Here is a 26,138-nt window from a genome sequence, read left to right on the forward strand (position 1 = left end):
CATGGCATGATCCCGGAGAGCTTCCGCCTTCCGGGATCATCAGGAAATTTAAAATTCTTTTGCCGGACGGATTAATTCGGATTTGCCGCCAAAACAAGGCTCGTATTCTGTCCGCCGAAGCCGAATGAGTTCGAAAGCACGGCGGAAACCTTGGCCTCACGCTTCACATTCGGCACAACGTCCAGCGGGATAGCCGGGTCTGGATTGTCGTAATTGATGGTCGGCGGCAGCGTCCCCGTCTGGATCGTGAGCAGCGAGAACACAGCTTCAATCGCACCGGCGGCGGTCAGCGTATGGCCGATCATCGACTTGTTGGACGAAACAGGGATGGATTCGATGCGTTCGCCGAATACCGTCGAAAGGGCCAGATATTCCATCTTGTCGTTTTCCGGCGTCGAGGTGCCGTGGGCGTTGATGTAGGAAATCTGGTCTTCGGTCAGGCCAGCATCAGCCAGTGCCGCGCGCACGGTGCCAATGGCAGGTGAGGCGTCCGGCTTGGAACGGGTGCGGTGGAAGTCGTCGGCCTTTTCGCCACAACCAGCCAGAATGCCGAGAACCTTCGCACCACGGGCGACCGCGCTTTCGAGCGATTCCATAACGAGCGCGCCGGAACCTTCGGCCATGGCAAAGCCGTCGCGATCCTTGGAGAAGGGCTTTGAGGCCTTTTCCGGCTTTTCATTCTGGGTGGACAATGCGGAAAGCAGCGAGAAGCGGATGAGCGCTTCCGCCGAAACAGAACCATCGGTGCCAATCGCCAGAACATGGTCGCTTTCGCCGCGACGGATCGCTTCAACGCCAAGCTGGATCGCTGTTGCACCCGAGGCGCACGCGGTGGAAAGCGTGATCGGCAGACCACGCGTGCCAAAGACTTCCGAAAGACGTTCGGCGATATAGCCGAACTGCGTCGTGTTGAAGAGTGCCTCGTGACGTGCACGACGGCAGGCTTCAAGCAGAAGCTGATAGCTTGCAGGACCTTCGTTCTTCACGCTGGCATCAAGCGCAAAGCGGCTTTTCCAGTCGAGTTCGACCGGCGGAGCGGCCAGAAAGAGCGGACCCCCGAAATTGGTTGTCGAAAGGCCGGACTGTGCAAGCGCCTCTTCACCGGCCAGACGTGCCAGCTTTTCCGACAGTGCCGACGCGCCGACTTCGCTTTCAGGAAGGAAATCGACCGTGCCCGCAAAACGCGTGTTCAGATTTTCCAACGGAAAACGGGTAATGCTGTGAATGCCCGAAACACCGCCGGTCAGCGCGGCCCAGTTATCTTCCTTGCCCTGTCCGAGCGAGGAAACAACGCCAGCGCCCGTGATGGCGACGATGGGGCGGCCCAGATGGTCTTTATATTTGGTCATCTTATGCTCTTACCAGCTTTGCGGCACCTTCGGCGCGCGTTGCTCCGACAGTGGTGACGACGGCTTCGCTGATTTTTCCATCAGCTGCCTTTTCCGACGCGTTCAACGGCGCAAAAGCCTCACCTTTCCAAACGGAAATGGCGGCCAGCGCCAGCGCCAGCGGGAATTGTGCTTCGCGCAAATGTCCGGTCAGGCCGGATATGCCGCGATAGGCTGCGGAAAAGCCGTCGAGTACGGATTTTTCGGCTTTGGTCGCGTCATGAGCGCCGGACGCGCCGGAAACGACATAAGCAGGCTCTTTGCCGCCATTGGCTTCGAGAACGAGGTCGCGAACGGTCTTTGCAAGATCGTCGCTTTCGCGGCGGATTTGCGTGGCAGCGATTCCCGCTACTTCCGCATAGGCGCGTGCGCCGCGCTTTGCCGCATGTTCGGCGTTTTCGAGGACGAGGAACACGCCGCCGGAACCTGAAATCATGCCGCCGCCAGCCGAGCCGTCACGCTCCCAGAGCGGAGCCCAGCCGTCATGCTTGAGCAATCCGCCCAATTCGTGACCGAGAATCATGTCGAAATGTTCGGCATTGTAGGAGCCGCCCACCAGAGCATGGGTGCTTTGTCCGGTGCGGATGCGGGCTGCCGCGGTTTCGATGGCTGAAATGCCGGAGCCTTCTTCACCCATGAAGGTGCGCGAAGAACCCGTCACCTTGTGCACGATGGAGATATTGCCAGCGAGCAGGTTGGAAAGCTGCGCCAGAAACAGGGTCGGACGCAGTTCGGTCGAGAGTTTCTCGTTCAGCATCACACCGCGATTATTGCTGGTGCGGCCTTCCTCAAGAATCTGCATATCGACGGTAATATCGCGTTCGCCGCCACCCGCGCCCACAACCATATCCATGGTCGCGCAGAGCGCTTCATCATCCTTCATGCCCGCATCTTGCAGCGCGAGACCTGCGGCATAGGTGCCGAGGCGCTGCCAGGTTTCCATCTGGCGCTGGTCGCCACGCTTTGGAATTTGCAGGCTCCAATCGACTTCGCCGAGTGGATGGACGGTGTAGGGAGCAAAGGCTTCTTTTTCGAGGCGCGGTTCGCTGCCTGCTGTCGAAAAAGCGTTCCAATGCACTTCAGCGCCTTCGCCGAGTGATGAAATGATGCCGATGCCGGTGATGACGACTTTATTGTTCTGCATGGGTCCGGTTCTGCCGTGATGAGGCCAAGGTCTATCCGAGAACTATCTTGCGCTCCAGAAACGGAATCAGGGCGAACATTGCTGTCCACCCTTCAATACCGTCAATTTTTCAGCGAGCTCAGGCCTTCTTGGCCGCAACCAGCTCGTCGATCTTGGCGCAGAGGTTCTTCAGCACGAAGTATTCTTCGGTCGGAACCTTGCCTTCGTTCACTTCCTGCGTCCACTGCTCAAGCGGAATCTTGATGCCGAAAGCCTTGTCGATAGCGAAGACGATGTCGAGGAAGTCGAGGCTGTCGATGCCCAGATCGTCGATGGTGTGGCTTTCCGGCGTGATGGTGTCACGATCGATTTCACTGGTTTCGGCGATGATGTCGGCGACTTTGTCAAAAGTAGAGGACAAGTTTCGATTCCTTTATTCCTGATGATGCCGCGAATTATAGGCATCTGATTTTTTCGTCGCATTTCGCAGCCAGCAAAAGTGCCGGGCACATTTGCTGGAAATGCTCTGTATGCGCGTGTCTAGCGTTTTTCCGGTCACGAGGAAAGTCATATTACTTTCAAGATCACCGGGCATTCGATGCGCATATAAGATACGAGACAAGCGAAGCGCAACATAAAGGCAATCTCAATTTTTTGAAATCACTTCATATGGCTCGTTTTGGTGGCTTTTTTAGCGCTTGACGAAATAGATCACCCCAATGAGCGACAGCGCTATCATGGCGCAGGCAAGCGCCGTTTCCAGCGGGCCGTCCTGTATGATGATAGCAACGAGACCCGATATGATGCTGGCCAGCGTGCCAAGCAATCCCGGCTGTTGCAACGTGGTGGTTATGGACGCGCTCTGCTGTTCAGCCTCCGGGGCCCCCTTATATGCCGGTTCATAGGAGTGCGGGAACGAAATACCTGCCGAATGAGCGGCGTCGATATCGTTGATTGGCTTTTCCGCCAGCGCCAGCGCGCGTGTTCGCACGCGTTCGACACGAGCCTGCCAGCCTTTGCCAAAGGTCGCGGCGGCGGCCAGTCCTCTGAGCCAGGCTGCACGTTCATCGGAAAGTCTGTCGATCAGGTCTTGCGGGGAGCGGGCGGAAAGTGCGGCAAATGTTGCTGGCCCGAGAAACCCGTCCTGAAGAACGCCAAGTATTTGCTGCAACATCTTGATCGCATGACCGGGGCCTGAATTGACCGCGAAGTCCAGCATGGCATAGTCAACGCCTGAGGGAAGACTGTCGCCATCGATCTTGTCCCAATACTGCTTTTTGTAGATTTCCGTTGCAGCGTCTTTCGTAAGATTTTTGACGTCTTGAGCAGACTCGGAATGACCTGTCCATTTCGAAAGAGTGCCGATAGTAATACCCATATTGGTTGCGCCGCCCGGATCAGCCGGATTGTCGACGTAGCCGCCTTCTTCCTGAAATATATAGGGCATAATCGTCGAGAAGTTTGAACGCATATCAATACCTTTATTAATTTATATTAGAAATATAAAGTAAGTATGGGCGCTGTATACTGTACGCTATCACAGAAATAGATGTAAAAAATATCGGAGGAATCGATTGCGATCAAGCAGCAACCCTCTTGCTTAAGAGCGTGCGATGCGGCTTGATGCGGTTCCCATAAATCATACTTTTACAGGCGGCAGACGTGACATCGGAAATTTTCGGACATGCTCCAGACGGGCAGGCGGTTCACCGGCTGACCATCTCCAACGGGCCGCTCACGGCCAAGATCATCACCTGGGGCGCGGCCATTCAGGATCTGCGTCTTGACGGGCATGATGCGCCGCTGGTGATCGGTTACCAGAATTTTGATGATTATCCGGCCCATTCGCCGCATCTGGGCGCGATTGCGGGTCGCTCGGCCAATCGTATTCGCGATGCGCGCTTTGTGCTGGACGGAAAGACTTATGAGGTGGAGCCAAACTATCTCGGCCGCCATAATCTCCATGGTGGCAGCAAGGGCCTCGGCAATCGCGTCTGGAAAGTCACCGGCAGCGGTGCCGATTATGTCACGCTTGCAACCGTTGCCGAAGATGGCGAAATGGGTTTTCCCGGCAATCTCAAAATCAGCTGCACCTATATGCTGAATGGCAATGGCGCCTTGATCGTGCGGCTGGAAGCCGTGACCGACAAGCCGACGATCTGCAATCTTCTGCACCACAGCTATTTCAATCTGGACGACGGCGGCGAAAGCGACATCCTCGACCATCAGCTGAAGATTGTGGCCGACGCTTATATGCCGGTGGATGAAGCGCTGATTCCAGACGGGCGCGTTCTGCCGGTCAAGGACACGGCATATGATTTCCGCGATTATCGCCCGATCCGCCATGCTGAAAACGGCAAACAGGTCGAGTATGACAGCAATTTTTGTCTTTCGGCGGCGCGTGTGCCGTTGCGGCTCTGCGCTTCTGTCAAGGCCGCGAAGTCCGGTGTGCGTATGGATGTGCTGACGACAGAACCGGGCGTCCAGTTCTATGCCGGCAATACGATGGCCAATGATTGCATCGGCCTGACGGGTAAGCCCTACGGGAAACATGCGGGCTTCTGCCTCGAGCCGCAAATTTGGCCCGGCTCGCTCGAATATCCCTATTTCCCGCAGGCCATTCTGCACCCGGGCGAAATCTACGCTCAGGAGAGCCGTTTCGCCTTCACCCGGGACTAATGGATGCTATCCGGCATAAGCGGCGCGCGCTGTTTCCATGGGCGTGAGCGCGCCGCGCGTTTCCACCACCCGGGCCGCGACGGCATGGGCCTTCTGCGCGGCTTCGACGGGTGAAAGCCGTTCCATGCGCGCGACAAGATAGGCACCGTTGAAGCTGTCGCCAGCGCCGGTCGTGTCCACGGCATTGGCGAAAACGGCAGGAACCAGTGTCTGTTCGCCACCCGCTGCAACCAGGGCGGGTTCGGTGCCGTCCTTGACGACAACTTCCTTCACGCCAAGGCTGATGAGGCGCTCGGCGCAGGCCTCGGCATTGGTGTCGCCGAAAAGCGCCTGTTCATCCGGGAAGGTCGGCAGAGCGATATCGGCAAGGCGCATCGCTTCTCTGATGATCTCCTGCGCTGCCTTGCGATCCGGCCAGAGTTGATGACGGAAATTCGGATCGAAAGCGATCCGCGATCCGGCAGCGCGGCATTGCCGCAGCACGTCGAAAAAGGTTTCGCGATGTTCCGGCAGGACGATGGCGATCGAAATACCGGAAAAATAGATGATGTCGCGCCCGGAAAGGCTTTGCTCTAGCGCGGCTCTGTCGCTGGCCAGACGGCGCGCAGCGGCATCGCTGCGCCAATAGGTGAAGGACCGTTCCGCACCGCTCAGCGTGATCGCATAAAGGCCCGGATGCACACCGGCAATCACCGGGCTATGGGCAATGCCGATGCCGTTGGACGAAAAGAAAACGCGCTGTTTCTGCGAGAAATTGTCTTCGCCGAATGCGCTCACATAGTCGACCGGAAACGCTCTGTCTGTCAGCGCGCGAACATACCATGCGGTGTTCAGCGTATCGCCAGCAAAACCCATGCGCCACTGGTCGCCTTCGCCGCCCGAAAGTTCAATCATGCACTCACCGATAGACGCGAAACCGCTCATCTTTTTCTCCTCAAATCGATTACAGACGCCTATACCAATTTTCTGTGATGTAAAATCGCTTTGTCAGTTGTCTTCCATCATTGTCATACAGGCTTTATCGACTTGCCACATTCGTTGTGTAACGATCCCGCGCCGTGCTGGGGTGAGACACCGTTACAGACCAAGGATTTGAAATGCGTTATGCAATCTATTTCACGCCGCCTTCCAGCGATGCGCTTTTGAAGGTTGCGGCCAATTGGCTGGGGCGCAACGCCTTTAGCGGAGAGCCTGTCAAGCTGCCGGCGATTCGCTCCCTTGGCACGGAAGAGATCGCATCGCTGACTGAAGAGCCGCGTCGTTACGGTTTCCACGCCACGATGAAAGCGCCGTTTCGCCTGAACGACAATCAGACGGAAAGCGAACTCCTGTCCGCATTGATGCATTTTGCCTCGTCGGTCGAGCCGGTCGTCATTCCACGCCTGAAGCTTCAGGCCATCGGGCCGTTCTTCGCGCTGGTGCCGCATGAACCTGTCACAGCATTGAACCAACTCGCCAATGATGTTGTCGTCGCGCTGGACCGCTTCCGCGCGCCGCTCAACGAAGCTGAAATTGCCAAGCGCCGCCCTGAACGCCTGAGCGAAGCGCAGCGTCACAATCTGGAGCGCTGGGGCTATCCATACGTTTTTGAAGAGTTCCGTTTCCATATGACGCTCACGGGTCCTGTCGCGGAAGGTGACCGCGCCAGGATCGAGCGCAGGCTGGAAGAATTCTTTGCGCCATTGCTGAACGACCCGGTCGAGGTTGCGAATCTCGCTCTGTTTGTGGAACCTGAGAAGGGCGCGCCCTTCGAGATCCATTCGCTGCATCCGCTGACAGGCGGAACCACGAAGACGCGCACCCAGCGGGCAGTGGGGAGGCCGTAAGCGATGACCAATGAAACTATCCTGCGCAACGCGCGTATCGTTCTCGCAGACGATGTTATCGACGGATCAATCAAGCTCGTCGACGGTAAAATCGCAGACATTGCCAGCGGTCCGTCAGCGGTCGGCGAGGATATGGAAGGCGACTTCCTGACGCCGGGGCTGATCGAATTGCACACCGATCATCTGGAAGGGCATTATGCACCGCGCCCGAAAGTGCGCTGGAACCCGATTGCCGCCGTGCAGGCGCATGATGCGCAGATTGCTGCTTCCGGCATCACCACCGTATTCGACGCCTTGCGCATAGGTCTGGATGATGATGCGCCAACCGGCATCGATGATATGCTCAAGCTTTCCACGGCAATAGCGGAAGGTCGTGCGGCGGGACGGCTGCGTGCCGACCATTTCCTGCACATGCGTTGCGAAGTTTCCGCGCCGGATTGTCTTTCGGCCTTTGAACGCTTCGGCAGTCATCCGTTGATCAGGCTGGTCTCGCTGATGGATCACGCGCCCGGACAGCGCCAATTCACCAATCTTGACGCCTACAAGGCCTACTTCCTGGGCAAGAACAAGCTGTCGGAAGAAGAGTTTCGGATTTACTGCGAGCGCCGCATCGGCCAGTCGCAGCAATATTCCGCCACGACCCGCAAGGCGATTGCCGATCTGTGCCACGAGCGCGGCGTGATCCTCGCAAGTCATGACGATGCAACGTTGGATCACGTTGCCGAAGCGCGCGAACAGGGCATTCGCGTGGCCGAGTTTCCGACCACTCATGCCGCGGCCAGAGCGTCGAAAGAATCTGGCATGTCGGTGCTGATGGGCGCACCGAATGTGGTTCGCGGTGGCTCGCATTCGGGCAACGTGTCCGCACGCGAGCTGGTTGAAGCCGGGCATCTCGACATCATCTCGTCGGATTATATTCCGGCCAGCATGATGCAGTCGGCATTCTTTCTGGCCGATGTGCTTGATGGAATTTCACTTCCGCAGGCTATTCGTCTGGTTTCGAAGAATCCCGCGCAGGCTGTGGGTCTCGATGATCGCGGCGAAATTGCCGAAGGCAAGCGCGCCGATCTGGTACGCCTTCAGGTGGCCGACCATGTGCCGATTATCAAGACTGTTTGGCGCGAGGGGAAACGTGTTATCTGATCCTGCCGGATGTAATCTTTACCCAACCGGCATCGGCTCTGCTGCGGCAAGGCTAAGCTTGCCGTCATCGGCCACGTTCAACTCGAACTCGCGATAGCTGTTTATGCTGCGATGCGAGGTCTGCGGTGAATGGGGATGCGTTGCCGTGACGACCACCACGCAAGCGCCAGCCGATTCGCCTGCGACGATGCCAGCCGGAGCGTCTTCGAACACCAGACAGCGATGTGGATCGAAACCAAGCTTCTTTGCGCCGAGCTGGAAGCATTCGGGGCTCGGCTTGCCGCGCTCGACATCTTCTGCCGAAACAATGGTTTTCGGCAGCGGCAGTCCGGCTGCCTTGATGCGGCGTCGGGCCAGCTCAAGCGGGGCGGATGTGACAATCGCCCAGCGATCTTCCGGTAGGGCCTTCAGAAAATCGCAGACACCGTCGATCGGAACGATACCATCCAGATCGGCCATTTCAGCTTCCAGCAGGATCGCCGCTTCCTGATCGGGGTCAAGGCCGAGATCAAGGCGGCGAACGGTATCGACTGCGCGTACGCCATGAATGGTCGGCAGAAATGTAACCGGATCGATCCCATGACGCTTGGCCCATTCTCCCCAGACGCGTTCGGTCGCGGCGATGGAACTCAGGATCGTGCCGTCCATGTCAAACAGGAAGGCATCGAAGGTTTTGCCGAAGGGAGAAAGGGAGGTCACGCCGGATTTCCTTGAATGAATGAGAAAAGAATCGGAAGAAATGCTTTAGTACGCGATCATAATGCGCAAATGCGACCAAAGTCACAGTCTTTGGCATATAACGGCGCTGGTTGGCGTTGAACGCGATAAACTCCTATATAGGTGCAAAGCGAAACCCAACCCGCAAAACTTGAACATTTTGCGCAAGTGTGGCTTTTTGCGCCGTTCGAGTGCCAGATTGGGACCTCATTACCTGCAATCGAGCCGATTGTTCTGAAATGCTCCATGAATCGCCTTCTCAGGATTTATGCCTAAATGACTGATGTACCGTCGAAAAATCGCAACTATCCGGACTATCGCTTCGCCGTTGCGCCGATGATCGATTGGTCTGACAGACATTGCAGGTATCTTCACCGGCTCTTTTCGAAGCGCGCTTTGCTTTATACGGAAATGGTTGTGGCGGATGCGGCGATCCATGGTCCGCGCGATCGTCTGCTCGGTTTTGATGCGGCAGAACATCCAATCGCCTTGCAGCTCGGTGGGTCCGATCCGGTGAAGCTTGCAGAAGCGGCAAAGATCGGGATCGGCTTTGGATATGACGAGATCAACCTCAATGTCGGCTGCCCATCGGATCGCGTCCAGTCGGGCACGTTCGGCGCTTGCCTGATGCAGACGCCCGAAGTCGTGGCGCGCTGTGTCGAAGCGATGAAGGCGGCTGTTTCCGTGCCGGTCACGGTCAAGTGTCGTATCGGCGTCGATGATCAGGACCCGGAAGTGGCGCTCGATGCGCTGGTCGATCTGGCGCTTGCCGCAGGCGCCGACGCCTTGTGGGTGCATGCACGCAAGGCGTGGCTGAAAGGGCTGTCACCGAAGGAAAACCGCGAAATTCCGCCGCTGGATTATGATCGTGTCTATCGCCTGCAGCAGCGTCTTGGCGATGTTTTCGTCGGTATCAACGGCGGTATTACCACGCTTGATGAAGCCAAAACGCATCTGGAACAGATGGATGGTGTGATGCTCGGACGCGCTGCCTATCACAATCCCGCTTTGTTGGCTGAAGTGGATGCCCGTCTGTTTGGCGATGAACCTGTCGCGGTTGAAATGGCGGATATTATCGAAGCCATGTGCGACTATACCGACCGGCATATCGCATCAGGTGGCAGGCTTTCCCATGTCAGTCGCCATATGGTGGGCCTGTTCAGCGGCCTGCCGGGCGCGCGCCGCTGGCGTCAGATGTTGTCCACCGACGCGACGAAGCCGGGTGCTACCAGCGCTGTGCTGCGTGAAGCCTATGCTGCTGTAACCGAAGCCAGTGCCGAAGCGGCTTAATCAATCAGGATCAGCTGGTCGCCACGCACCGTGAAACCGCCAAGCGTTTGCAGGAAATTCATACCAAGCAGACTGCCAGTCATGAGGCCTTCCTTGGTGACCATGGCGCGAATATTTTGGCGTTCGATGTCGCCGATTTGCAAATTCGCGATAGTGATGCTGGCGGCGGAAGCGGTGCCATTGGCTGTCATCACTGGCACATTATAGTTGAGCGACGCGGTATCCAGACCCGCGCGCTCCGCGTCTTGCTGTGAGAGCACGACGGAAGATGCGCCCGTATCGACCAGAAAATGCACGCGCGCGCCGTTGACGCGACCATTCACTTCGAAATGGCCATTGGCGGCTTTGGCGAGTGTGACGGTCAGCGACCCTTCGGCGTTTCGTCCGGAAATCGGGCTGCCGGGAATAAGGCCTGCGGTAATTCGGCTGGCAGCATCCTGAAGGTCGTAGCGGTACTGATAGCCTGCAACGAGACCGAGAATAATCACCGCCCAGACCGCCATATTACGTGCGAAATCCGAAAGCTTGATGCCGGAGCCGAGCAGACCGGCGGCGAGAACCACGCCCCATATGCCAAGATAGGCTGCGCGGGCGAAGACATCATTGTCGAGCCCCATCGTGGTGCCGCTGTCATTATTGGACATCAGCAGCAGAGCGACAATTGCGACAGCGGCAATAACGAGCCAGAAGAAACGCCCCATCAGCCTACTTTCTTTTCAATGAGAATTTCATGCCGGTCGGGCAGAAGCGATAGCACCGTGATCTGCTCTTCGGCGCTCATCCGGGACCAGCGCGTGATTTCATCAAGCGTGCGCGCGCAACCGAGACAAAAGCCGGTTTCTGCGTCCATCGTGCATATCAATATGCAGGGTGATTTGATTGTCGCCGTGTTCATGCGTGAAATGTGGTTGCATTACAGGGCCATGACAAGCCCGATCAACACCGCAAGCGACGCGATTTGTTGCGCAGCGCCCAAAGTATCGCCCGTCTGCCCGCCGATTTTCGACATGCACAGCCGGGCGAAACCGACAAGCAGCAGCGTCACAAGAACAAGCGCATTGATGACGGACGGGACGCCGCCTGAAGGGATCAGCCCCGCCGCCAGAATAACGAAACCCAGCGCCGCGCCGCAAACGACCGTTTCCCAACTTGGCGCACCAACGCTGTCCGCAAGCCCGCCGGGGCGGGCGGAGGGCAGGCTATGCCAGAAGGCGAGCATGGCCGAACGGCTCGCCGCTTCGCAGGCGATGAGAGCAAGCAATGCATAGCCGGGGCCTGCGCGCTCTATAATAGCGGCCAGAAGCGAAGCCTTGATGCCCACCCACGTGATGAGCGTGAGGGCGGCAAACGTGCCGATGCGCGAATCCTTCATGATATCGAGCCGACGGTTCGGCGTTGCGCCGCCGAAGAAGCCATCGGCGGTATCGCCAAGCCCGTCTTCGTGCAGCGCGCCGGTCATGGCTGCCAGCGTGCCAACGGCAATAAATCCGCAGGCGAGGGCCGGCAGATGCAGTGAATTGGCGACCATCAGCGCGATGCCTGCAAGCAAGCCCAGCACAGCACCGGCAAGCGGGAAGGCGCGTGCATTGCGCAATAGCGAATCGTCCGTGTTTTCAAACCAGCTTCGCGGAAGCGGCAGACGGCTCAGAAAGCCGAGCGACCGGATTGTATCGCCTATGAAACCATTTTTCTGCAAACGACTGCTCCGCAACACTTTATCGCCCAAAGAAGGGTTCGGGGCTCGCGATATTTCGCCTCAAGGGCCATTGGCTCGAAGAGGTGATTTGAAAAATTGTGTCAGTGCTTATAGGACGTGCCAAACAGATTTGCATCTCCCATGATCGATTGGACTGAACGATATGAGCGCCAGTGGCCTTCCTTTTGACGATTTTCGTGAACTGATCCGCAATCTGCCCGGTCCCGATCTGGGTGCGGAAAGGGCCGTGCGCGAGCGCGAGGTAACTCTGACCAAGCCTGCCGGTTCGCTGGGGCGTCTTGAAGACATCGCAGCCTGGCTCGCCGCATGGACCGGAAAGCGCACGCCGCAGATCAACCGCCCGCTGGTCGCGGTGTTTGCTGGCAATCACGGTGTCACGGCAAAGAACATTACGCCATTTCCGTCGAGCGTCACGGCGCAGATGGTTGAGAATTTTGCGGCAGGTGGTGCGGCTATCAACCAGATCTGCATTGCCAATGATCTGGGCCTGAAGGTTTTCGATCTGGCGCTGGAGCATCCGACGGCAGACATCACCGAAGAACCGGCCATGGATGAGCGCACCTGCGCGGCGACCATGGCTTTCGGCATGGAGGCGATTGCCGGCGGCACCGATCTTCTCTGCATCGGTGAAATGGGTATCGGCAACACGACCATTGCGGCGGCTATCGCGCTCGCTTTGTTTGGTGGCACGGCGGAAGACTGGGTGGGGCCGGGCACAGGTTCTACGGGCGATCTGTTGCAGCGCAAACTTGCAGCCGTTCGTCAGGCGGTTGCGTTGCATCAGGCGCATCTGAAAGATCCGCTTGAAGTGCTGCGCCGCCTCGGCGGGCGTGAAATTGCAGCCATGGCAGGCGCCATTCTGGCCGCTCGCATGGAAAAAATCCCGGTCATCATTGACGGTTTCGTCGCCTCTTCGGCTGCTGCGATACTCTATGCGGCAAATCCAGAAGCAATTGATCACTGCCTGTTCGGCCACGTGTCGGCTGAGCCGGGGCATCGTCTGCTGCTGGCAAAGCTTGGCAAGGAGCCGCTTCTCGATCTCGGCATGCGTTTGGGAGAGGGAACGGGCGCCGCACTCGCGGCCAGCATCGTCAAGGCGGCTGCACAATGCCATAGCGGCATGGCAACCTTCGAGCAGGCCGGTGTAGCCTCCGCGAAGCACTAACAACAACAAAAAGCCCGGCACTGCCGGGCTTTTCATTTTCATTTCAAAGACTGGAAGGTCAATTATTTTCCTTATCCAGCACCATGTAGTCGAGCGGCAGCTCGGTCGTGTACTTGATCTGCTCCATCGCGAAGGATGACGACACGTCGCGAATTTCGATCTTGCTGATGAGGCGCTTGTAGAAGGCGTCATAGGCCGCAATATCTGGCACAGCGACACGCAGGAGATAATCGACATCGCCGCTCATGCGGTAGAATTCGATAACCTCGGGGAACTCCTGCACCACTTCCGAGAAGCGCTTCAGCCATTCATGGCTGTGCGAGCTGGTGCGCACCGATACGAACACCGTCACACGCGCATTGACGCGGATCGGGTCGAGGATCGCCACACGGCGCTTGATGACACCATCTTCTTCAAGCTTCTGGATACGACGCCAGCAAGGCGTGGTGGAAAGGCCAACCTTCTTGGCAACGTCTGCCACTGCCAATGTTGCGTCTTCCTGCAATAAGCGCAGTATTTTTCTGTCGAGCCTGTCCATGCGTTTCCGTTCCCGGTTTTAGAAATCGTTTCCCGAACTTTACGAGTGTGCGAAACGTCATACCTTATGATGTGCTATCGGCAGAAGTTACAGGAAAAATATTCTTATGAGAACCAATCCAGTAAAATTTATTTATCGTCGCAAATGAGGCTTCGCACTTTTGCCTGAACAATAGGCACAACCTCTTCATCGAACCATGGATTGCGTTTCAGCCAGCCGCTGTTTCGCCAGGAAGGATGAGGCAGCGGAAGCACGATCCGTCCTGCCTTGTTGGGCGTTTCAATGAAATGACGCCAGTTTTTCACTGTTTCGGTCAGGTTGCGTCCGCGATAGTCGGGCAAGTGGTAGGCCAGCGCATATTGCCCCACCACCAGAACGAACTCCAATTGCGGCATGGAAGCAAAGACCCGGTCATGCCAAGTCATGCGGCATTCGCGGCGCGGGGGCAGGTCGCCGCCATGCTTGTCATAGCCGGGAAAGCAGAAGCCCATGGGCACGATGGCAAACCGGGCCGGATCATAAAACTCCTCACGGGTCGTTCCAAGCCATTGCCGCAGGCGGTCGCCGGAAGGATCGTTAAAGGGCAGGGACGTATTGTGCACGCGGATACCCGGTGCCTGACCGCAGATCGCGACACGTGCCGTATTGGAGACAATACAGACAGGATTGGGCTCATGTGGCAGCGGTGGCTGAAACAGCGGCTCATCGCGGCAGATGCGGCAGGCTTTGATCGATTGGCTGAGCGTGATCAGGTCTTCCACGAAGCTTCGCTCCGGATTTCGGGATGTCGTCATTGGAAACGGTCGATGAAGGCGGCGATACGCTCCTTAATATAGCGAACGAAAGCGTCGATACTATTGCGGTCCAGCGATGAGGTCTTGCTCCCCGTCTGCGCATCCTTATCCTCGCGCGGATTTTCCTTCCGCCATGACGAGGGCTTCTCGAAACGCCCTGCCCACATGCCGCGGTTGTTGCGGCGGGCGTCTGCTTCCTCGCGGTCATAATCGCCATAGGCAAGCGCCCAACCCTGCTGCACCATCCAGCCATTGAGGTCGGTTTCTCCGAGATAACAACGCGCCAGGTCGCGGCCATAACGGTCAAAGCCCTCGGTCTCGCAGCGAATCGGTGCCCTTCCGATTCTTGCCCGCAAGAAATTGCGAGCTTCCTTGCCGCAATCGTAACTATTGCCGTTTCGCTCGCAGCTCTGTGCCATCTCCGGTGCGTCGATACCCTTCAGGCGAATATGCACCTTGTTTATGATTACCGTATCCCCATCTATGACATAGACCGAGCCATCGCGCGTTTCGGTCGGGCGCTTTTCATTCGGCAAGTATGAAATGCCGATAACGATAGCTGAAAAGAACAATAAAGTCAGTATGATGCTGCGAAGACCTCCCATTCCGCTTTTGCGGGTGCCGGAGTTGTTTCGCCTGTTGGGGCGCCGATAGGGGCGTCTGTAATTGCGCATGGGATCCGGTTGGTTCCAATCGTCGGTGTCATAGGCGTTCTATTTTATGCGGCCCTCAGACGGAAACAATCGTCAGCGTTCTGTTCTATGGGGAGCATATTCAAAGGGATCAACAACAATCGGTTTGTTGTCAAACGGCAACAGTCTTTACCGTTACTTTAGGTTAGAAAGAACTACGGTCATTTTTGCCTATTTCCCGCCACAAAGGGACATCATCCGTCAAGGAAAGGCAAAAGCCGTCAAACAATCTGGAGCGAAGGCTCCCGCAGGATTAGGCAGGAATGAGCAAGAGCGCGTTGTTGCAGAGCACACCGATTGCAAGCAAGGGAAACCTTGCCGCCGCCGCTCCGATTCCTTCCAATGATGGTAAGGCTTTTTTCGGCCAAGATCGGGTCTCAGTCTTGACGAAAAGCGTGGCTATTCTGCCTGTAATGAAATCTTTCTCCACGATTTGTGCCAACTATTGTGAAAGACCGGCGTTGTGATGCGTAGTCGTAGTTTTTCATATCCTGTTATCGCCATGGCTGTTGGTTTGGCCATCGCCTGCAACAGTGCCTTTGCTTTTGATCTGAACGACGATTCTGAAAAGTCGCGCAGCCCGTTTGAACTCTTCAAGTTCGGCTTCTCCGCCTATAAGAACGGCCACAAGGACGAGGCGATCAAGGCGCTGCGTTATGCCGCCGAGCGTGGTCATCAGGGTGCAAAGTGGAAACTGGCGCGCATGTATGCCGATGGCGACGGCGTGGCGGAAAATGACTACGAAGCCTACAAGATTTTCGAAAAGATCGTGCGTGAGGGTTCCGAACCGGGTTCCGAGAACGATTCCTATGTCGCTGACGCGCTGGTCGCGCTGGCTGGCTATGTGAAACGCGGCATTCCGGGTTCGCCGGTACGCGCCAATCTTGGTGTCGCCCGCGATCTTTACGTGCAAGCTGCATCGAATTTCGGTGACTCTGCCGCCCAGTTTGAACTTGGCAAGATGCTTCTGTCCGGTGAGGGCGGAGAGCGCAATTCGGTTCAGGCTGCGCGCTGGTTCCAGCTGGCTGCGAATAAAGGCAATGTCAGCGCTCAGGCCATGCTTGGAAACATGTTGTTTCAGGCAGGCAAGACCGTGCGCGGGCTGGCTTTCATGACGGCTGCCTCTGAGCGTTGCGCCGCCGAGGATTGCACCTGGATCCGCGAAATGCAGGAACAGGCTTTCTCAATTGTCGGTGAAGCTGATCGCCGGAATGCTGTGGCTCTTGCGAGCGATATGACGACCAAGGGGTCTTTCTAAGCTTTTCCGTTTTTAAACCGACAGCGTGACTGTTACCGGCACGTGGTCGGATGGCTTTTCCCAGCCGCGAACGTGTTTTTCAATATCGGTCGATACGAAACGATTGGCCGCTTCCGGCGAGAGCATTAGATGATCGATGCGAATGCCGTTGTTTTTCTGCCAGGCACCGGCCTGATAATCCCAGAATGAATAGATGCCGTCATCGTCGGTCGCCGCTCGAATAGCGTCGGTAAAACCGAGATTTTCGAGCTTGCGAAACGCCTGCCGTGATTGCGGCTGAAACAGCGCGTCGCCAAGCCATGCCTGCGGGTTTTTCGCGTCTTGCGGCTCGGGGATGACATTATAGTCGCCAGCCAGCACAAGCGGTTCCTCAAGCGCCAGACGATCCTTTGCCCAGGCTTCCAGACGCCGCATCCACGAAAGCTTGTAGGGAAATTTCTCGGTATCGATTGGATTGCCGTTCGGCAGGTAGAGTGAGACGACGCGGATGACACCTTTATCGGTGGAATACACACCTTCGATGAAACGCGCCTGTTCGTCGCTGTCATCACCGGGCAGGCCGCGATTGACCTGATCGGGTGACTTCTTGGAGAGAAGTGCGACTCCGTTGAAGCCTTTCTGGCCATGGGTCTCGACGTGATAGCCAAGCGCCTCAAGCTCAAGGCGGGGGAACTGCTCGTCCACCGACTTGATTTCCTGCAGGCAGGCAATATCGGGCGAAGACTCCTTCAACCAATGCTGAAGGTTCTCGATGCGGGCCTTGACGCCGTTGATGTTCCACGTAGCAATCTTCATGGCTCAATGATTAGGCGCTTGAAAGGGTGAGGGCAAGCACGGCGCAGACCTCATCACAGAAATTGCAGCCAAGTGCATATTTCGATGCCGGTTGTATTTGTATTGTCGCCATCGCGTTCCTATCTCGGACTCAATGGAGCCAGACAGGAGATGACGATGTTCGACGCCAAGAAACTTCTCGACCAGTTTTTGGGATCGCAAATACCAGGCATGTCGGGGAGCGTGAAGGACAGAGCCGGGCAGGTGGGTGATCTGGCCAAGAAGAACCCGCTTGCGACCGGCGCTATCGCCGCGGCGGTTCTTGGCACCAAGACGGGCCGCAAGCTGGCAGGCAATGTCGCCACTGTTGGCGGGATCGCGGCCATTGCCGGCCTGGGCTATCTGGCCTATAAGAACTACAAGTCCGGTCAATCGCCGCAAACGGCGGAACAGCCGGTGGCAAAGGAGCAGGAACTGCTTCCGCCGCCGCCCGCCGATTCTCCTTTTCACCCGCATTCGCCAGCCATGAGCAACAGTTTTGCCCTGACGCTGATCCAGGCCATGATCGCCGCCGCCAAGGCAGACGGCCATATCGACGACGCGGAGCGCGCGCGCATCATGGAAAAGCTTCAGATTTCGGGGCTTGATGACGATGCGGAAGCTTTTTTCCAGAAAGAACTGGCAGAGCCCGTCGATCTCGACGCACTGGTCGCCGCCGCACAAACAGAAGAGCAGAAGGTGGAGCTTTACACCGCCTCGCGTTTGACCATCGATCCCGATAGCCGGGCAGAACGTGGCTATCTCGATATGCTGGCTGGACGTCTTGGTCTGCCCGACGCGCTGGTGGACCATATCGATGCGACGGTCGCTTCGGTGAAAGTCTGACAAAACAAAACCGGCTGCCACGAGGCAGCCGGTTTATTTTTATGCGGTGCGTTCTGGACCGTCTAAATCGCGAAGCTTGTGCCACAACCGCAAGAGGCGGTCGCATTCGGATTGCGGATCTGGAACGATTGTCCCATCAGATCGTCAACGAAATCGATTTCCGAGCCGTCCATATAAGGAACCGAGATCGAATCGATCAGCACCTTCGCGCCGAGCTTTTCGATGACGATGTCGTCGTCGGTCTGTTCGTCGACGAGGTCGTATTTGTAGGAAAAACCGGAGCAGCCGCCACCCTCGACAGAAACGCGCAGCGCGGTCTTGTCCGGTTCGGAATTGAGAATTTTAGCGATCCGCTTTGCGGCGGAATCGGAAACGGTAATGCCTGTCATCGGTCTCATCCGTTTGCAGTTGCTGGGCTGGAGCGTGATTTTCCCCTGCTGCCCATTATCGCAGACTTGCCTTCATATTCCTCTGATAGCTATGAACGCTACCGATAGAAGTCAATGTTTGGTGTAATCATATTACAGTGAAGGATGCATCGCAATGTCGCTGGAAGGAATAGGCTTTGGTTATCGCGAACGCGCGCCCTATGCCTGCGATCCGGCCTCAAGCCGTGGACGACTGGTGCTGGAACCGGAAAGCCCGACGCGCACACCGTTCCAGCGTGATCGCGACCGCATCATCCATTCCAACGCTTTCCGTCGCTTGAAGCACAAAACGCAGGTTTTTATTGCGCATGAGGGCGATCATTACCGCACGCGGCTGACGCATACGATTGAAGTGGCGCAGATTGCGCGCGCGCTGGCCCGTGCGTTGCGGCTGGATGAAGACCTCGCCGAAGCGGTCGCACTCGTACATGATTTCGGCCATACGCCCTTTGGCCATACCGGCGAGGACGCGCTCAACGAGCGCATGAAGGATTATGGCGGCTTCGATCACAATGCCCAGTCTCTGCGCATCGTCACCAAGCTTGAGCATCGTTATGCGGATTTCGACGGTCTCAACCTGTCCTGGGAGACGCTGGAAGGTCTGGTGAAGCATAATGGTCCGCTGGTCGGGCCGCATGCCGTGCATTCGGATGAGCCAGTGCCGCAGCCAATTCTGGACTTCAACGAACGCTACGATCTCGAATTGGGCCGTTTTGCCAGCCTGGAGGCACAATGCGCGGCGATTGCCGACGACATCGCCTATAATGCCCATGATATTGATGACGGCCTGCGCGCGGGCCTGCTGACGCTCGACGCGCTGGACGAAGTGCCCCTGACGAAGCGGCTGCTTGATGTGGTGCGCGGACGCTATCCCAATCTCGATGCGGTGCGCACCGGCCACGAACTGGTCCGCAGGCAGATCACCATCATGGTTGAGGATGTGATTGCCGAGGCGCAGCGTCGGCTTGCTGTCACGCAGCCGCAAAGCCTTGCCGATATTCATAACCAGTCCCGGTCGCTGGTGACGTTTTCGCCGACGATGCGTGACGAGGAAAAGGTGCTGAAGCGGTTTTTGTTCAAAAACCTCTATTTCCATGACAGCGTGGTGGTGCGTCGGCAGGCGGCGGACAAAATTGTGCAGGACCTTTTCGATGCCTGTTTTGCCGATCCGTCGATCATGCCGCCCGAGTGGCAATCGGGCTGCGAAACGCTGGATATCCCGTCGCGCGCGCGCCGTGTGGCCGACTATCTGGCGGGGATGACTGACAATTTTGCCGTGCGCGAACACCGACGATTGTTTGACCATACCCCCGATTTAGCTTAATCGGGGCCAAACGAAGTGCTGGCGAGGCTGAAAAGGCCCCTGCAACACAACTATCTAATGGAACGAGCCGACTCCGGAATACGCAAGTCACAACGCCGGACGACAGCCTGACAGGACAGACCATGAATATCTTCGCAGATTTCGACGCACGTATCAAAAAGACGTTGCAAGATATTGATCTGAAACCGAAAGATGGCGGTGAACTCGATCTTTCGCGCGTGGGTGTCGAGCCGCCGCGCGATGCGACCCATGGCGATATCGCGACCAATGCGGCCATGGTTCTTTCCAAGGCCGTGGGGCAGAACCCGCGCGAACTTGCGGTGCGTATCGCCGAAGCCTTGAAGAACGACGAGGATGTTGAAACAGTCGATGTTGCCGGTCCGGGCTTCATCAATCTGCGTCTGAAGGCCAGCTACTGGCAGCGCGAGCTTGCCGCGATGCTCAATGAAGGCACGGATTTTGGTCGGTCCAAGCTTGGCGCAGGCAATAAGGTTAATGTCGAATATGTATCGGCCAACCCGACCGGCCCGATGCATGTCGGTCATTGCCGTGGCGCCGTTGTCGGCGACGTTTTGGCCAACCTGCTGAAATTTGCGGGCTACGACGTCGTCAAGGAATATTACATCAACGATGCGGGCTCGCAGATCGACGTGCTCGCAAACTCCGTTATGTTGCGTTATCGCGAAGCGCTGGGCGAAATCATCGGTGAAATTCCAGCAGGTCTCTATCCGGGCGATTATCTCGTGCCGGTGGGGCAGGCGCTTGCCAAGGAATATGGCACCAAGCTTCTGGAAATGCCGGAGACGGAAGCACTGGCTATCGTCAAGGAAACCACGATCAATGCCATGATGGCGATGATCCGCGCCGATCTCGAAGCGTTGAACGTCCATCATGATGTGTTCTTTTCCGAACGCCAGTTGCATGCTGACCATGCGCGGGCGATTCGCAATGCAATCAACGATCTGACGTTGAAGGGCCATGTCTACAAGGGCAAGATTCCGCCCCCGAAGGGCCAGTTGCCGGAAGATTGGGAAGATCGCGAACAGACCCTGTTCCGCTCGACCGAAGTGGGTGACGATATCGATCGTCCGCTGATGAAGTCTGACGGTTCCTTCACCTATTTTGCGGCGGACGTTGCCTATTTCAAGGACAAATACGACCGCGGCTTCAACGAGATGATCTATGTGCTGGGCGCCGATCATGGCGGCTATGTGAAGCGCCTTGAAGCTGTCGCGCGTGCCGTTTCCGACGGCAAGGCAAAGCTCACGGCGCTGATCTGCCAGCTGGTGAAACTCTACCGCAACGGCGAGCCGGTGCGCATGTCGAAGCGTTCGGGCGAATTCATCACCCTGCGCGATGTCGTGGACGAAGTGGGCCGCGATCCGGTGCGTTTCATGATGCTTTACCGGAAAAACGATGCCTCGCTCGATTTCGATTTTGCGAAGGTGACGGAACAGTCCAAGGACAATCCGGTGTTCTACGTGCAGTATGCATCGGCGCGTTCGCACTCGGTTTTCCGTCAGGCTGCCGACCAGCTGGGTCTCGCTGATCTGGATCGTGTGGCGATGGCCGCCCAGTTCGACAAGCTGACCGACGAGAGCGAAATCGCACTCGTCCGCAAGCTTGCAGAATATCCGCGTTTGATCGAAGCAGCGGCGATCCATCAGGAGCCGCATCGTCTGGCTTTTTACCTGTTTGATCTTGCCAGCGCGTTCCATTCGCAATGGAATAAGGGCACAGAGAACCCGGACTTACGTTTTATTAAGGTTAACGATCCAGACTTGTCATTAGCCAGGCTAGGGCTGGTACAGGTTGTTTCCGATGTGCTGACGTCAGGTTTGACGATCATCGGGGCTGATGCTCCGACGGAAATGCGCTAGGACTGATCGACTGATCGAGGGTTCGTTAAGTCAAACGAAGCTTTCGGGTGCAGACGATTAAGTCTAACGAGAAAGGACCGGGATGAACCGAAGGTGTTGGTTTATCCCGTTCTGGTCTTTCGGTGCAGGAAACTACCGTCAACTTTTGCCCACATTGCCTCGCTAATAAGCAATGTAAGGTGACGTCTTGCGGCGTCCAGGGTTTGAGTTAGGAACACACCATGACGGACAGCAGTGCAAATCCCCGTAATTACGGCGAGCGTCCGCTGCACGAAGACGATCCGCTGATGGAACTGTCGCGAATCGTGGACTTTGGCGCGCCTCAAGGTGATCATTCCGCTTGGAACGAGCGCCGATCGCAAGATGAACTGGCGCGTGAGCGAGCGGAGCCTGGCTTCGATGCGTCGCTAGACCTTGAGCGCGAGCTTCTCGGCGACTTCGACGATTACGCACCGGCGGCCAGCCAGAGCCAGCCTGTGGAGCCCGAGTCCGAGGCCGCTCAGGAGCAGCGCTACAGCGCGCAGTATTATCGCGGTGCCGAACCGCTGGTGCATGAAGACGAACTTGCTTCGGCTCTTGAGGAAGAACTCGACCTGCATCTGGATAGCGGTGCATCCGTTCTTGCGCCTGAACTGGACGACTTCGAAGATATCGAACGGACTGAACCCGTTCAGCAGTTCGATTATGCCGATTATTCGAGCGCCCGCGATTCGTATGGCGATCCTTATGCGGCGCAGAACTCGGCCTATGATAATCGCGAATCGCTGGATAGTGCGCGTGGAAGCCATGCGACCGAAGCCGGTGCATTTGATCCGACGATTTATCAGCCGGCTATCGAGCCGCACGAAGAATCCTATTTGACCCAGACTGCGCAAAGCCGCGACTGGGAAGTACAGGCCGTTGAGCCTGCTACGCCGTCTTATGATGTCGAGCCTGCGCATCAGTCCTTGTCGCTTGAGGACGAACTGGAAAACCTGCTGTTCGGTGATGAGCCACAGCCCCAATCCGCAAATGACAGCGCTTATGGCTACCAGCCGGAGCCGGTATCCTATGCTCCGCAGACCCCAGCTTACGAGCCGGAACAGGCCGTGTCCTACGCGTCCGCGCAGGATCATGCCTATGCGGGCGAGGAAGCAGCCGAGCCTGCATTTGACGATCTCGAGCTCGACGAACTGCAACTGGATGAGCAGACCTTTGAAGAACCGCATCAGCCGGTAGCTGCCGCGCCGGTGCACGAAGCTGTCGCGCGCACGGAGCCATCCGGTTATCCCTATTACACCCGTGGCAACTTTGCTTCAGGCATTGCTGCGCAAATGCCAGTGACGGCAGCGCAGCCGGTTGGTCAGGCGGAAGCGCCTTACGCCGCCTTCCCGGGTTCGGAACAAGCTTCGAACGAAGTTGCAGCGCAAGACGACGATTTTTCGTTCGATGATGATTTCTCCTTCGACGCACCAGCTTTCTCCGCAGCGACCGCAGCGGAAGGCACCGATGACGATCTGTCCGACCTTGATGAGCTGAGCCTGACCGAAGACGATTTCGGTTTCGAGCCTTCGGGTGATTATTCCGAATCGGAACCGCTCAAGGCGACCGATGAAGAACTGCTTGGCGGTGATGATTTCTTCAACGAAGACGATCTTGATCTGGGCGGCGTTGAAAACAGCGCAGCCGCGCCTGCCTATGCGCATGCGGTGCTGTCGGACGAGGATTATCGTCCGTCCACATCGATGCCGCATTTTGCCAGCGCGCAGCAGGCTGCCAGCGCACCCGCACCGGATGTGGAAACGCTGAGCGTTGCCGAAAACAAGGTTGAGCAGACCCATTCGCTGGATCTGCCGGAAGTTAATTACGGTGAAGAGGAAACCGCTGCCGGTCTTGGTGATCTCGAAGCTGAATTTGCCGAGGTCTTCAATACGGTTGGCGTCGATGAGCTGAACACCCCATCGGAAGCGCAGAGCGAAGCCGACAAAGCCTTTGAGGATATTTTCCGCGAAAGCGCATCCAGCTATCTGCCGAACGCCGGTGTTGCCGCAGGTGCTGCGGCGGCGGGACTTGGTGCTGCTGTTGCTGCATCTGCCGCAAGCTCCTATGGTCACCCGCAGCCACGCCAGACCGGCCAGTATAATGCAGGCGAGCAGGCTGGCAGCGAGGATGATTTCTACAATCACTGGGCTGCTCAGGGCGCACAGACCGTTGAAGGTGGTGACTATGGCGCGCGTGCCGCCATGCAGCCGGAAGACGATCTTGGCAAGGCTTCCGAAGCCTATCGCAATCGTCCGGTACGCGGTCGTCGCGGCTTGATTCTGGCAAGTGTTGCCGGTGCAGTCGTGTTGCTCGGCGGTATCGGATATCACTTCATGGGCGGCGGCTCAGAAGAGCCGGTCGTTATTCGTGCCGACACGCAGCCGATCAAGATGCAGCCGGAAAACCCAGGCGGCGCAACGGTGCCGAACCAGGACAAGGCGGTCTATGACCGTGTGGCAGGCACCTTGCCGAACAATCCGGAACAGAAATCACTGATCACCTCAGGCGAGGAGCCGGTTGATATTTCCGGAACGGACGACAATGAAGCCATGACGGATACGCCGGATTCGTCGGCTGAAAACAGTCAGGCCAATACCGGTAATCAGAACGCGCAGGAAAATGCGCCTTTGATCCAGCCGCGTGAAGTTGAAACGATGATCGTTCGCCCCGATGGCACGATCATGCAGCCGGAATCGCCCGCACCGCAGACGGCCAACAACACCCCCCAGCCTTCGGAACAGCCTTCCGCTCCGGTGGGTGGTGACGAAATCGCGGCAATTGCTTCGGGCAACTCCGTGCCGGAATCTTCGGCACCTGCGCCGCAGGCCCCGCAGCCCGCCGCGCCAGCCCCTGTTGGTCAGGCGCCGGTTGCAGAAACGCCGCGCCTTCCAGCTCGTGCTCCGGTTGTCCCGTCGCGCCCGGCTGAACAGCCGGTCAATATCGTGGGCAATGTTCCGCAGCGCACGCAGACACAAGCGCCTGCCGCTGCTGCTCCGGCGGCCAATCAGCAGGTTGCATCGGCAGCCGGTGCCGGTGGATATTTCATCCAGATCGCATCACAGCCTTCAGCCGAACTGGCGCAGAAGTCCTATTCCAACATGGCGCAGAAATACGCCAATGTGATCGGCGGACGCGGCGTGGATATCAAGCGCGCCGACATTCCGGGCAAGGGCACCTACTACCGTGTCCGCGTTCAGGCGGGTTCGCGTGACGATGCCAACGCGCTCTGCGGACGGTTGAAGTCGGCTGGGGGCAGCTGCCTTGTAACGCGGTAAGCCACGGGAATAGACAGGAACAGGGCGGCTTGAGGCCGCCCTTTTCATATGCACTATCAAGTGCATGGAATTTTCGTTAGAACAAATTTCTAATTTGCGGAAAAGACGAGGGATATTCGCATGAAACAGTGCAAGGCCTGGATTGCCGGTGTTTCGGGGACAAAACTTACACCGGATGAAGTTGCCTTTTTCCGCGATGAGAGGCCTTGGGGCTTTATCTTGTTCGCGCGCAATGTCGAAAGTCTTGAACAGGTTGCCGAACTGACCGCGCATATGCGCGAGGTGACGGGGCGCGATCAGACGCCGGTTTTCATAGATCAGGAAGGCGGGCGCGTGCAGCGCCTGCGTCCGCCGCTTGTGCAGAACTATCCCTCTGCTGGAGAGATTGGAGCGATCTATACGCGTGACCGCGAAGCGGGCCTGCGCGCCGCATGGCTGCATGCGCGTCTGCACGCCTTCGATCTTTTGAAGGTTGGCGTCACCTCCGACTGCCTGCCGGTGCTCGATGTCCCCGTCGAGGGCGCAAATGATGTGATCGGCGCCCGCGCTTATTCCAAGAATCCGCATGCGGTGGCTGAATTGGGCCGTGCCGCTGCCGAGGGCTTGCTGGCGGGCGGCGTATTGCCGGTCATGAAGCATATGCCGGGCCATGGCCGCGCCTTTGCGGATACGCATAAGGAACTGGCCCGGGTGAACGCGCCATTGAGCGAATTGCTGGCGCATGATTTCGTGCCGTTCAAGGCGTTGAATGATCTACCGATGGCGATGACGGCGCATGTCGTATTCGACGCACTCGATCCGCAGCGTCCATCGACCCTGTCGCCGACCGTGATCAACACGATCATCCGTCAGGTGATTGAGTTCGATGGCCTCATCATGAGCGACGATATTTCGATGAAAGCGCTCTCCGGTGAACTTGGCGATATCGCTGGGGGCATCACCGGAGCAGGCTGCGATATCGTGCTTTATTGCGCAGGCGTGATGGAGGAACTGGTTCAGGTCGCCGCCCGCGTGCCGGTCCTTGAAGGCAAGTCGAAGCGTCGCGCTGATCTGGCCGAAGTCTACGCCGGTGATCCGGACCTTTCGGATGAAGATGAACTGCGCGCAGAATTCAATGGTATGTTCGAAGCGATAGCGTAATCGTTAAAACTTGGTAAACTGCAAAGATGCGTTGCCCGGCTTGTCCGGGCAGCGTGATTGACGACTGCGCATCGAGAGGCA

Annotated in this window: 26 protein-coding genes; 12 read left to right on the plus strand and 14 right to left on the minus strand. The window is 57.3% G+C overall.

What is annotated here, in order from left to right; all coding sequences use genetic code 11:
• Positions 1-71 precede the first annotated feature (71 nt).
• The 4 genes from ABWW11_RS06045 to ABWW11_RS06060 form a co-directional block, all read right to left on the minus strand.
• The gene (locus tag ABWW11_RS06045) at positions 72-1,349 is read right to left on the minus strand and encodes a beta-ketoacyl-ACP synthase (RefSeq protein ID WP_121535904.1); all 1,278 of its coding nucleotides are present in this window, start codon (positions 1,347-1,349) and stop codon (positions 72-74) included.
• 1 nt (position 1,350) lies between these two features.
• Positions 1,351-2,532 (minus strand): beta-ketoacyl-ACP synthase, encoded by a 1,182-nt coding sequence (locus ABWW11_RS06050; RefSeq protein ID WP_121535907.1) that lies wholly within the window; start codon positions 2,530-2,532, stop codon positions 1,351-1,353.
• A gap of 118 nt (positions 2,533-2,650) precedes the next feature.
• Positions 2,651-2,932 (minus strand): acyl carrier protein, encoded by a 282-nt coding sequence (locus ABWW11_RS06055; RefSeq protein WP_078338469.1) that lies wholly within the window; start codon positions 2,930-2,932, stop codon positions 2,651-2,653.
• Between the two features lie 270 nt (positions 2,933-3,202).
• Positions 3,203-3,982, minus strand: a complete 780-nt coding sequence (locus ABWW11_RS06060) for a glycoside hydrolase family 108 protein (protein ID WP_121535910.1) — start codon at positions 3,980-3,982, stop codon at positions 3,203-3,205.
• Positions 3,983-4,173: 191 nt separating this feature from the next.
• Here ABWW11_RS06060 and ABWW11_RS06065 point away from each other — a divergent pair, with 191 nt between their 5' ends.
• Positions 4,174-5,190 (plus strand): aldose epimerase family protein, encoded by a 1,017-nt coding sequence (locus tag ABWW11_RS06065; RefSeq protein WP_121535913.1) that lies wholly within the window; start codon positions 4,174-4,176, stop codon positions 5,188-5,190.
• A gap of 6 nt (positions 5,191-5,196) precedes the next feature.
• Here the strand turns inward: ABWW11_RS06065 and ABWW11_RS06070 are convergent, their stop codons facing one another.
• Positions 5,197-6,114, minus strand: coding sequence for a sugar kinase (locus ABWW11_RS06070; protein WP_319080312.1), 918 nt, complete (start codon positions 6,112-6,114; stop codon positions 5,197-5,199).
• A 173-nt stretch (positions 6,115-6,287) separates the two neighbouring features.
• Here ABWW11_RS06070 and ABWW11_RS06075 point away from each other — a divergent pair, with 173 nt between their 5' ends.
• Positions 6,288-7,016, plus strand: coding sequence for a DUF1045 domain-containing protein (locus ABWW11_RS06075; RefSeq protein ID WP_121535919.1), 729 nt, complete (start codon positions 6,288-6,290; stop codon positions 7,014-7,016).
• A 3-nt stretch (positions 7,017-7,019) separates the two neighbouring features.
• Positions 7,020-8,159 (plus strand): alpha-D-ribose 1-methylphosphonate 5-triphosphate diphosphatase, encoded by a 1,140-nt coding sequence (locus tag ABWW11_RS06080; protein WP_121535922.1) that lies wholly within the window; start codon positions 7,020-7,022, stop codon positions 8,157-8,159.
• Between the two features lie 18 nt (positions 8,160-8,177).
• Here ABWW11_RS06080 and ABWW11_RS06085 read toward each other — a convergent pair whose 3' ends face one another.
• Positions 8,178-8,858, minus strand: a complete 681-nt coding sequence (locus tag ABWW11_RS06085) for an HAD family hydrolase (RefSeq protein WP_121535925.1) — start codon at positions 8,856-8,858, stop codon at positions 8,178-8,180.
• 294 nt (positions 8,859-9,152) lie between these two features.
• Here ABWW11_RS06085 and dusA point away from each other — a divergent pair, with 294 nt between their 5' ends.
• Positions 9,153-10,166, plus strand: a complete 1,014-nt coding sequence (gene dusA, locus ABWW11_RS06090) for a tRNA dihydrouridine(20/20a) synthase DusA (protein WP_121535928.1) — start codon at positions 9,153-9,155, stop codon at positions 10,164-10,166.
• Here dusA and ABWW11_RS06095 read toward each other — a convergent pair.
• Genes ABWW11_RS06095 through ABWW11_RS06105 form a run of 3 tightly spaced genes read right to left on the minus strand, consistent with a single transcriptional unit; the run spans position 10,163 to position 11,862 of the window.
• Positions 10,163-10,867: a TIGR02281 family clan AA aspartic protease gene (locus ABWW11_RS06095; protein WP_121535931.1), complete on the minus strand. Its 705-nt coding sequence runs from the start codon at positions 10,865-10,867 to the stop codon at positions 10,163-10,165. The genes dusA and ABWW11_RS06095 overlap by 4 nt on opposite strands.
• Positions 10,867-11,061: a DUF1289 domain-containing protein gene (locus ABWW11_RS06100; protein ID WP_121535934.1), complete on the minus strand. Its 195-nt coding sequence runs from the start codon at positions 11,059-11,061 to the stop codon at positions 10,867-10,869. The genes ABWW11_RS06095 and ABWW11_RS06100 overlap by 1 nt, the downstream gene beginning before the upstream one ends.
• Before the next feature lie 18 nt (positions 11,062-11,079).
• Positions 11,080-11,862, minus strand: coding sequence for an adenosylcobinamide-GDP ribazoletransferase (locus ABWW11_RS06105; RefSeq protein WP_319080311.1), 783 nt, complete (start codon positions 11,860-11,862; stop codon positions 11,080-11,082).
• Positions 11,863-12,025: 163 nt separating this feature from the next.
• Between ABWW11_RS06105 and cobT the strand changes: the two genes are divergently transcribed.
• The gene (cobT, locus tag ABWW11_RS06110; protein WP_078338479.1) at positions 12,026-13,048 is read left to right on the plus strand and encodes a nicotinate-nucleotide--dimethylbenzimidazole phosphoribosyltransferase; all 1,023 of its coding nucleotides are present in this window, start codon (positions 12,026-12,028) and stop codon (positions 13,046-13,048) included.
• Positions 13,049-13,106: 58 nt separating this feature from the next.
• On the opposite strand, the gene ABWW11_RS06115 is transcribed toward cobT, so the two are convergent.
• The 3 genes from ABWW11_RS06115 to ABWW11_RS06125 all read right to left on the minus strand — a co-directional run bounded on the left by ABWW11_RS06115 (position 13,107) and on the right by ABWW11_RS06125 (position 14,985).
• The gene (locus tag ABWW11_RS06115) at positions 13,107-13,586 is read right to left on the minus strand and encodes an Lrp/AsnC family transcriptional regulator (RefSeq protein ID WP_078338480.1); all 480 of its coding nucleotides are present in this window, start codon (positions 13,584-13,586) and stop codon (positions 13,107-13,109) included.
• Between the two features lie 128 nt (positions 13,587-13,714).
• The gene (locus ABWW11_RS06120) at positions 13,715-14,380 is read right to left on the minus strand and encodes a uracil-DNA glycosylase family protein (RefSeq protein WP_319080310.1); all 666 of its coding nucleotides are present in this window, start codon (positions 14,378-14,380) and stop codon (positions 13,715-13,717) included.
• Positions 14,377-14,985 carry a thermonuclease family protein gene (locus tag ABWW11_RS06125; protein ID WP_319080309.1) on the minus strand — a complete coding sequence of 203 codons (609 nt, stop codon included), beginning with the start codon at positions 14,983-14,985 and terminating at the stop codon, positions 14,377-14,379. The genes ABWW11_RS06120 and ABWW11_RS06125 overlap by 4 nt, the downstream gene beginning before the upstream one ends.
• Positions 14,986-15,335: 350 nt before the next feature.
• On the opposite strand from ABWW11_RS06125, the gene ABWW11_RS06130 reads away from it, so the two are divergent.
• Complete coding sequence (locus ABWW11_RS06130) at positions 15,336-15,539, plus strand: hypothetical protein (protein ID WP_109368850.1); 204 nt, start codon at positions 15,336-15,338, stop codon at positions 15,537-15,539.
• Positions 15,539-16,330: a tetratricopeptide repeat protein gene (locus tag ABWW11_RS06135; protein WP_109368851.1), complete on the plus strand. Its 792-nt coding sequence runs from the start codon at positions 15,539-15,541 to the stop codon at positions 16,328-16,330. Before ABWW11_RS06130 ends, ABWW11_RS06135 begins: the two co-directional genes overlap by 1 nt.
• Positions 16,331-16,342: 12 nt before the next feature.
• Here ABWW11_RS06135 and xth read toward each other — a convergent pair whose 3' ends face one another.
• Entirely contained in the window at positions 16,343-17,125 is a 783-nt protein-coding gene (gene xth, locus ABWW11_RS06140) for an exodeoxyribonuclease III (protein ID WP_109368852.1), read from the minus strand.
• A 156-nt stretch (positions 17,126-17,281) separates the two neighbouring features.
• Here xth and ABWW11_RS06145 point away from each other — a divergent pair, with 156 nt between their 5' ends.
• Complete coding sequence (locus tag ABWW11_RS06145) at positions 17,282-17,989, plus strand: tellurite resistance TerB family protein (RefSeq protein WP_109368853.1); 708 nt, start codon at positions 17,282-17,284, stop codon at positions 17,987-17,989.
• Between the two features lie 62 nt (positions 17,990-18,051).
• On the opposite strand, the gene erpA is transcribed toward ABWW11_RS06145, so the two are convergent.
• Complete coding sequence (gene erpA / locus ABWW11_RS06150) at positions 18,052-18,378, minus strand: iron-sulfur cluster insertion protein ErpA (RefSeq protein ID WP_078338486.1); 327 nt, start codon at positions 18,376-18,378, stop codon at positions 18,052-18,054.
• A gap of 154 nt (positions 18,379-18,532) precedes the next feature.
• Here erpA and ABWW11_RS06155 point away from each other — a divergent pair, with 154 nt between their 5' ends.
• The 4 genes from ABWW11_RS06155 (at position 18,533) to nagZ (ending at position 26,057) form a co-directional block, all read left to right on the plus strand.
• Positions 18,533-19,741 carry a deoxyguanosinetriphosphate triphosphohydrolase gene (locus ABWW11_RS06155; RefSeq protein ID WP_109368854.1) on the plus strand — a complete coding sequence of 403 codons (1,209 nt, stop codon included), beginning with the start codon at positions 18,533-18,535 and terminating at the stop codon, positions 19,739-19,741.
• Positions 19,742-19,863: 122 nt separating this feature from the next.
• Positions 19,864-21,621, plus strand: coding sequence for an arginine--tRNA ligase (gene argS, locus ABWW11_RS06160; RefSeq protein WP_109368855.1), 1,758 nt, complete (start codon positions 19,864-19,866; stop codon positions 21,619-21,621).
• 221 nt (positions 21,622-21,842) lie between these two features.
• The gene (locus ABWW11_RS06165) at positions 21,843-24,917 is read left to right on the plus strand and encodes an SPOR domain-containing protein (protein ID WP_109368856.1); all 3,075 of its coding nucleotides are present in this window, start codon (positions 21,843-21,845) and stop codon (positions 24,915-24,917) included.
• 120 nt (positions 24,918-25,037) lie between these two features.
• Complete coding sequence (gene nagZ / locus ABWW11_RS06170) at positions 25,038-26,057, plus strand: beta-N-acetylhexosaminidase (protein WP_109368857.1); 1,020 nt, start codon at positions 25,038-25,040, stop codon at positions 26,055-26,057.
• The last annotated feature ends 81 nt before the right edge of the window (positions 26,058-26,138 follow it).

Source organism: Brucella sp. NBRC 113783 (assembly GCF_040372265.1).
GTDB classification, from domain to species: domain Bacteria; phylum Pseudomonadota; class Alphaproteobacteria; order Rhizobiales; family Rhizobiaceae; genus Brucella; species Brucella teleogrylli.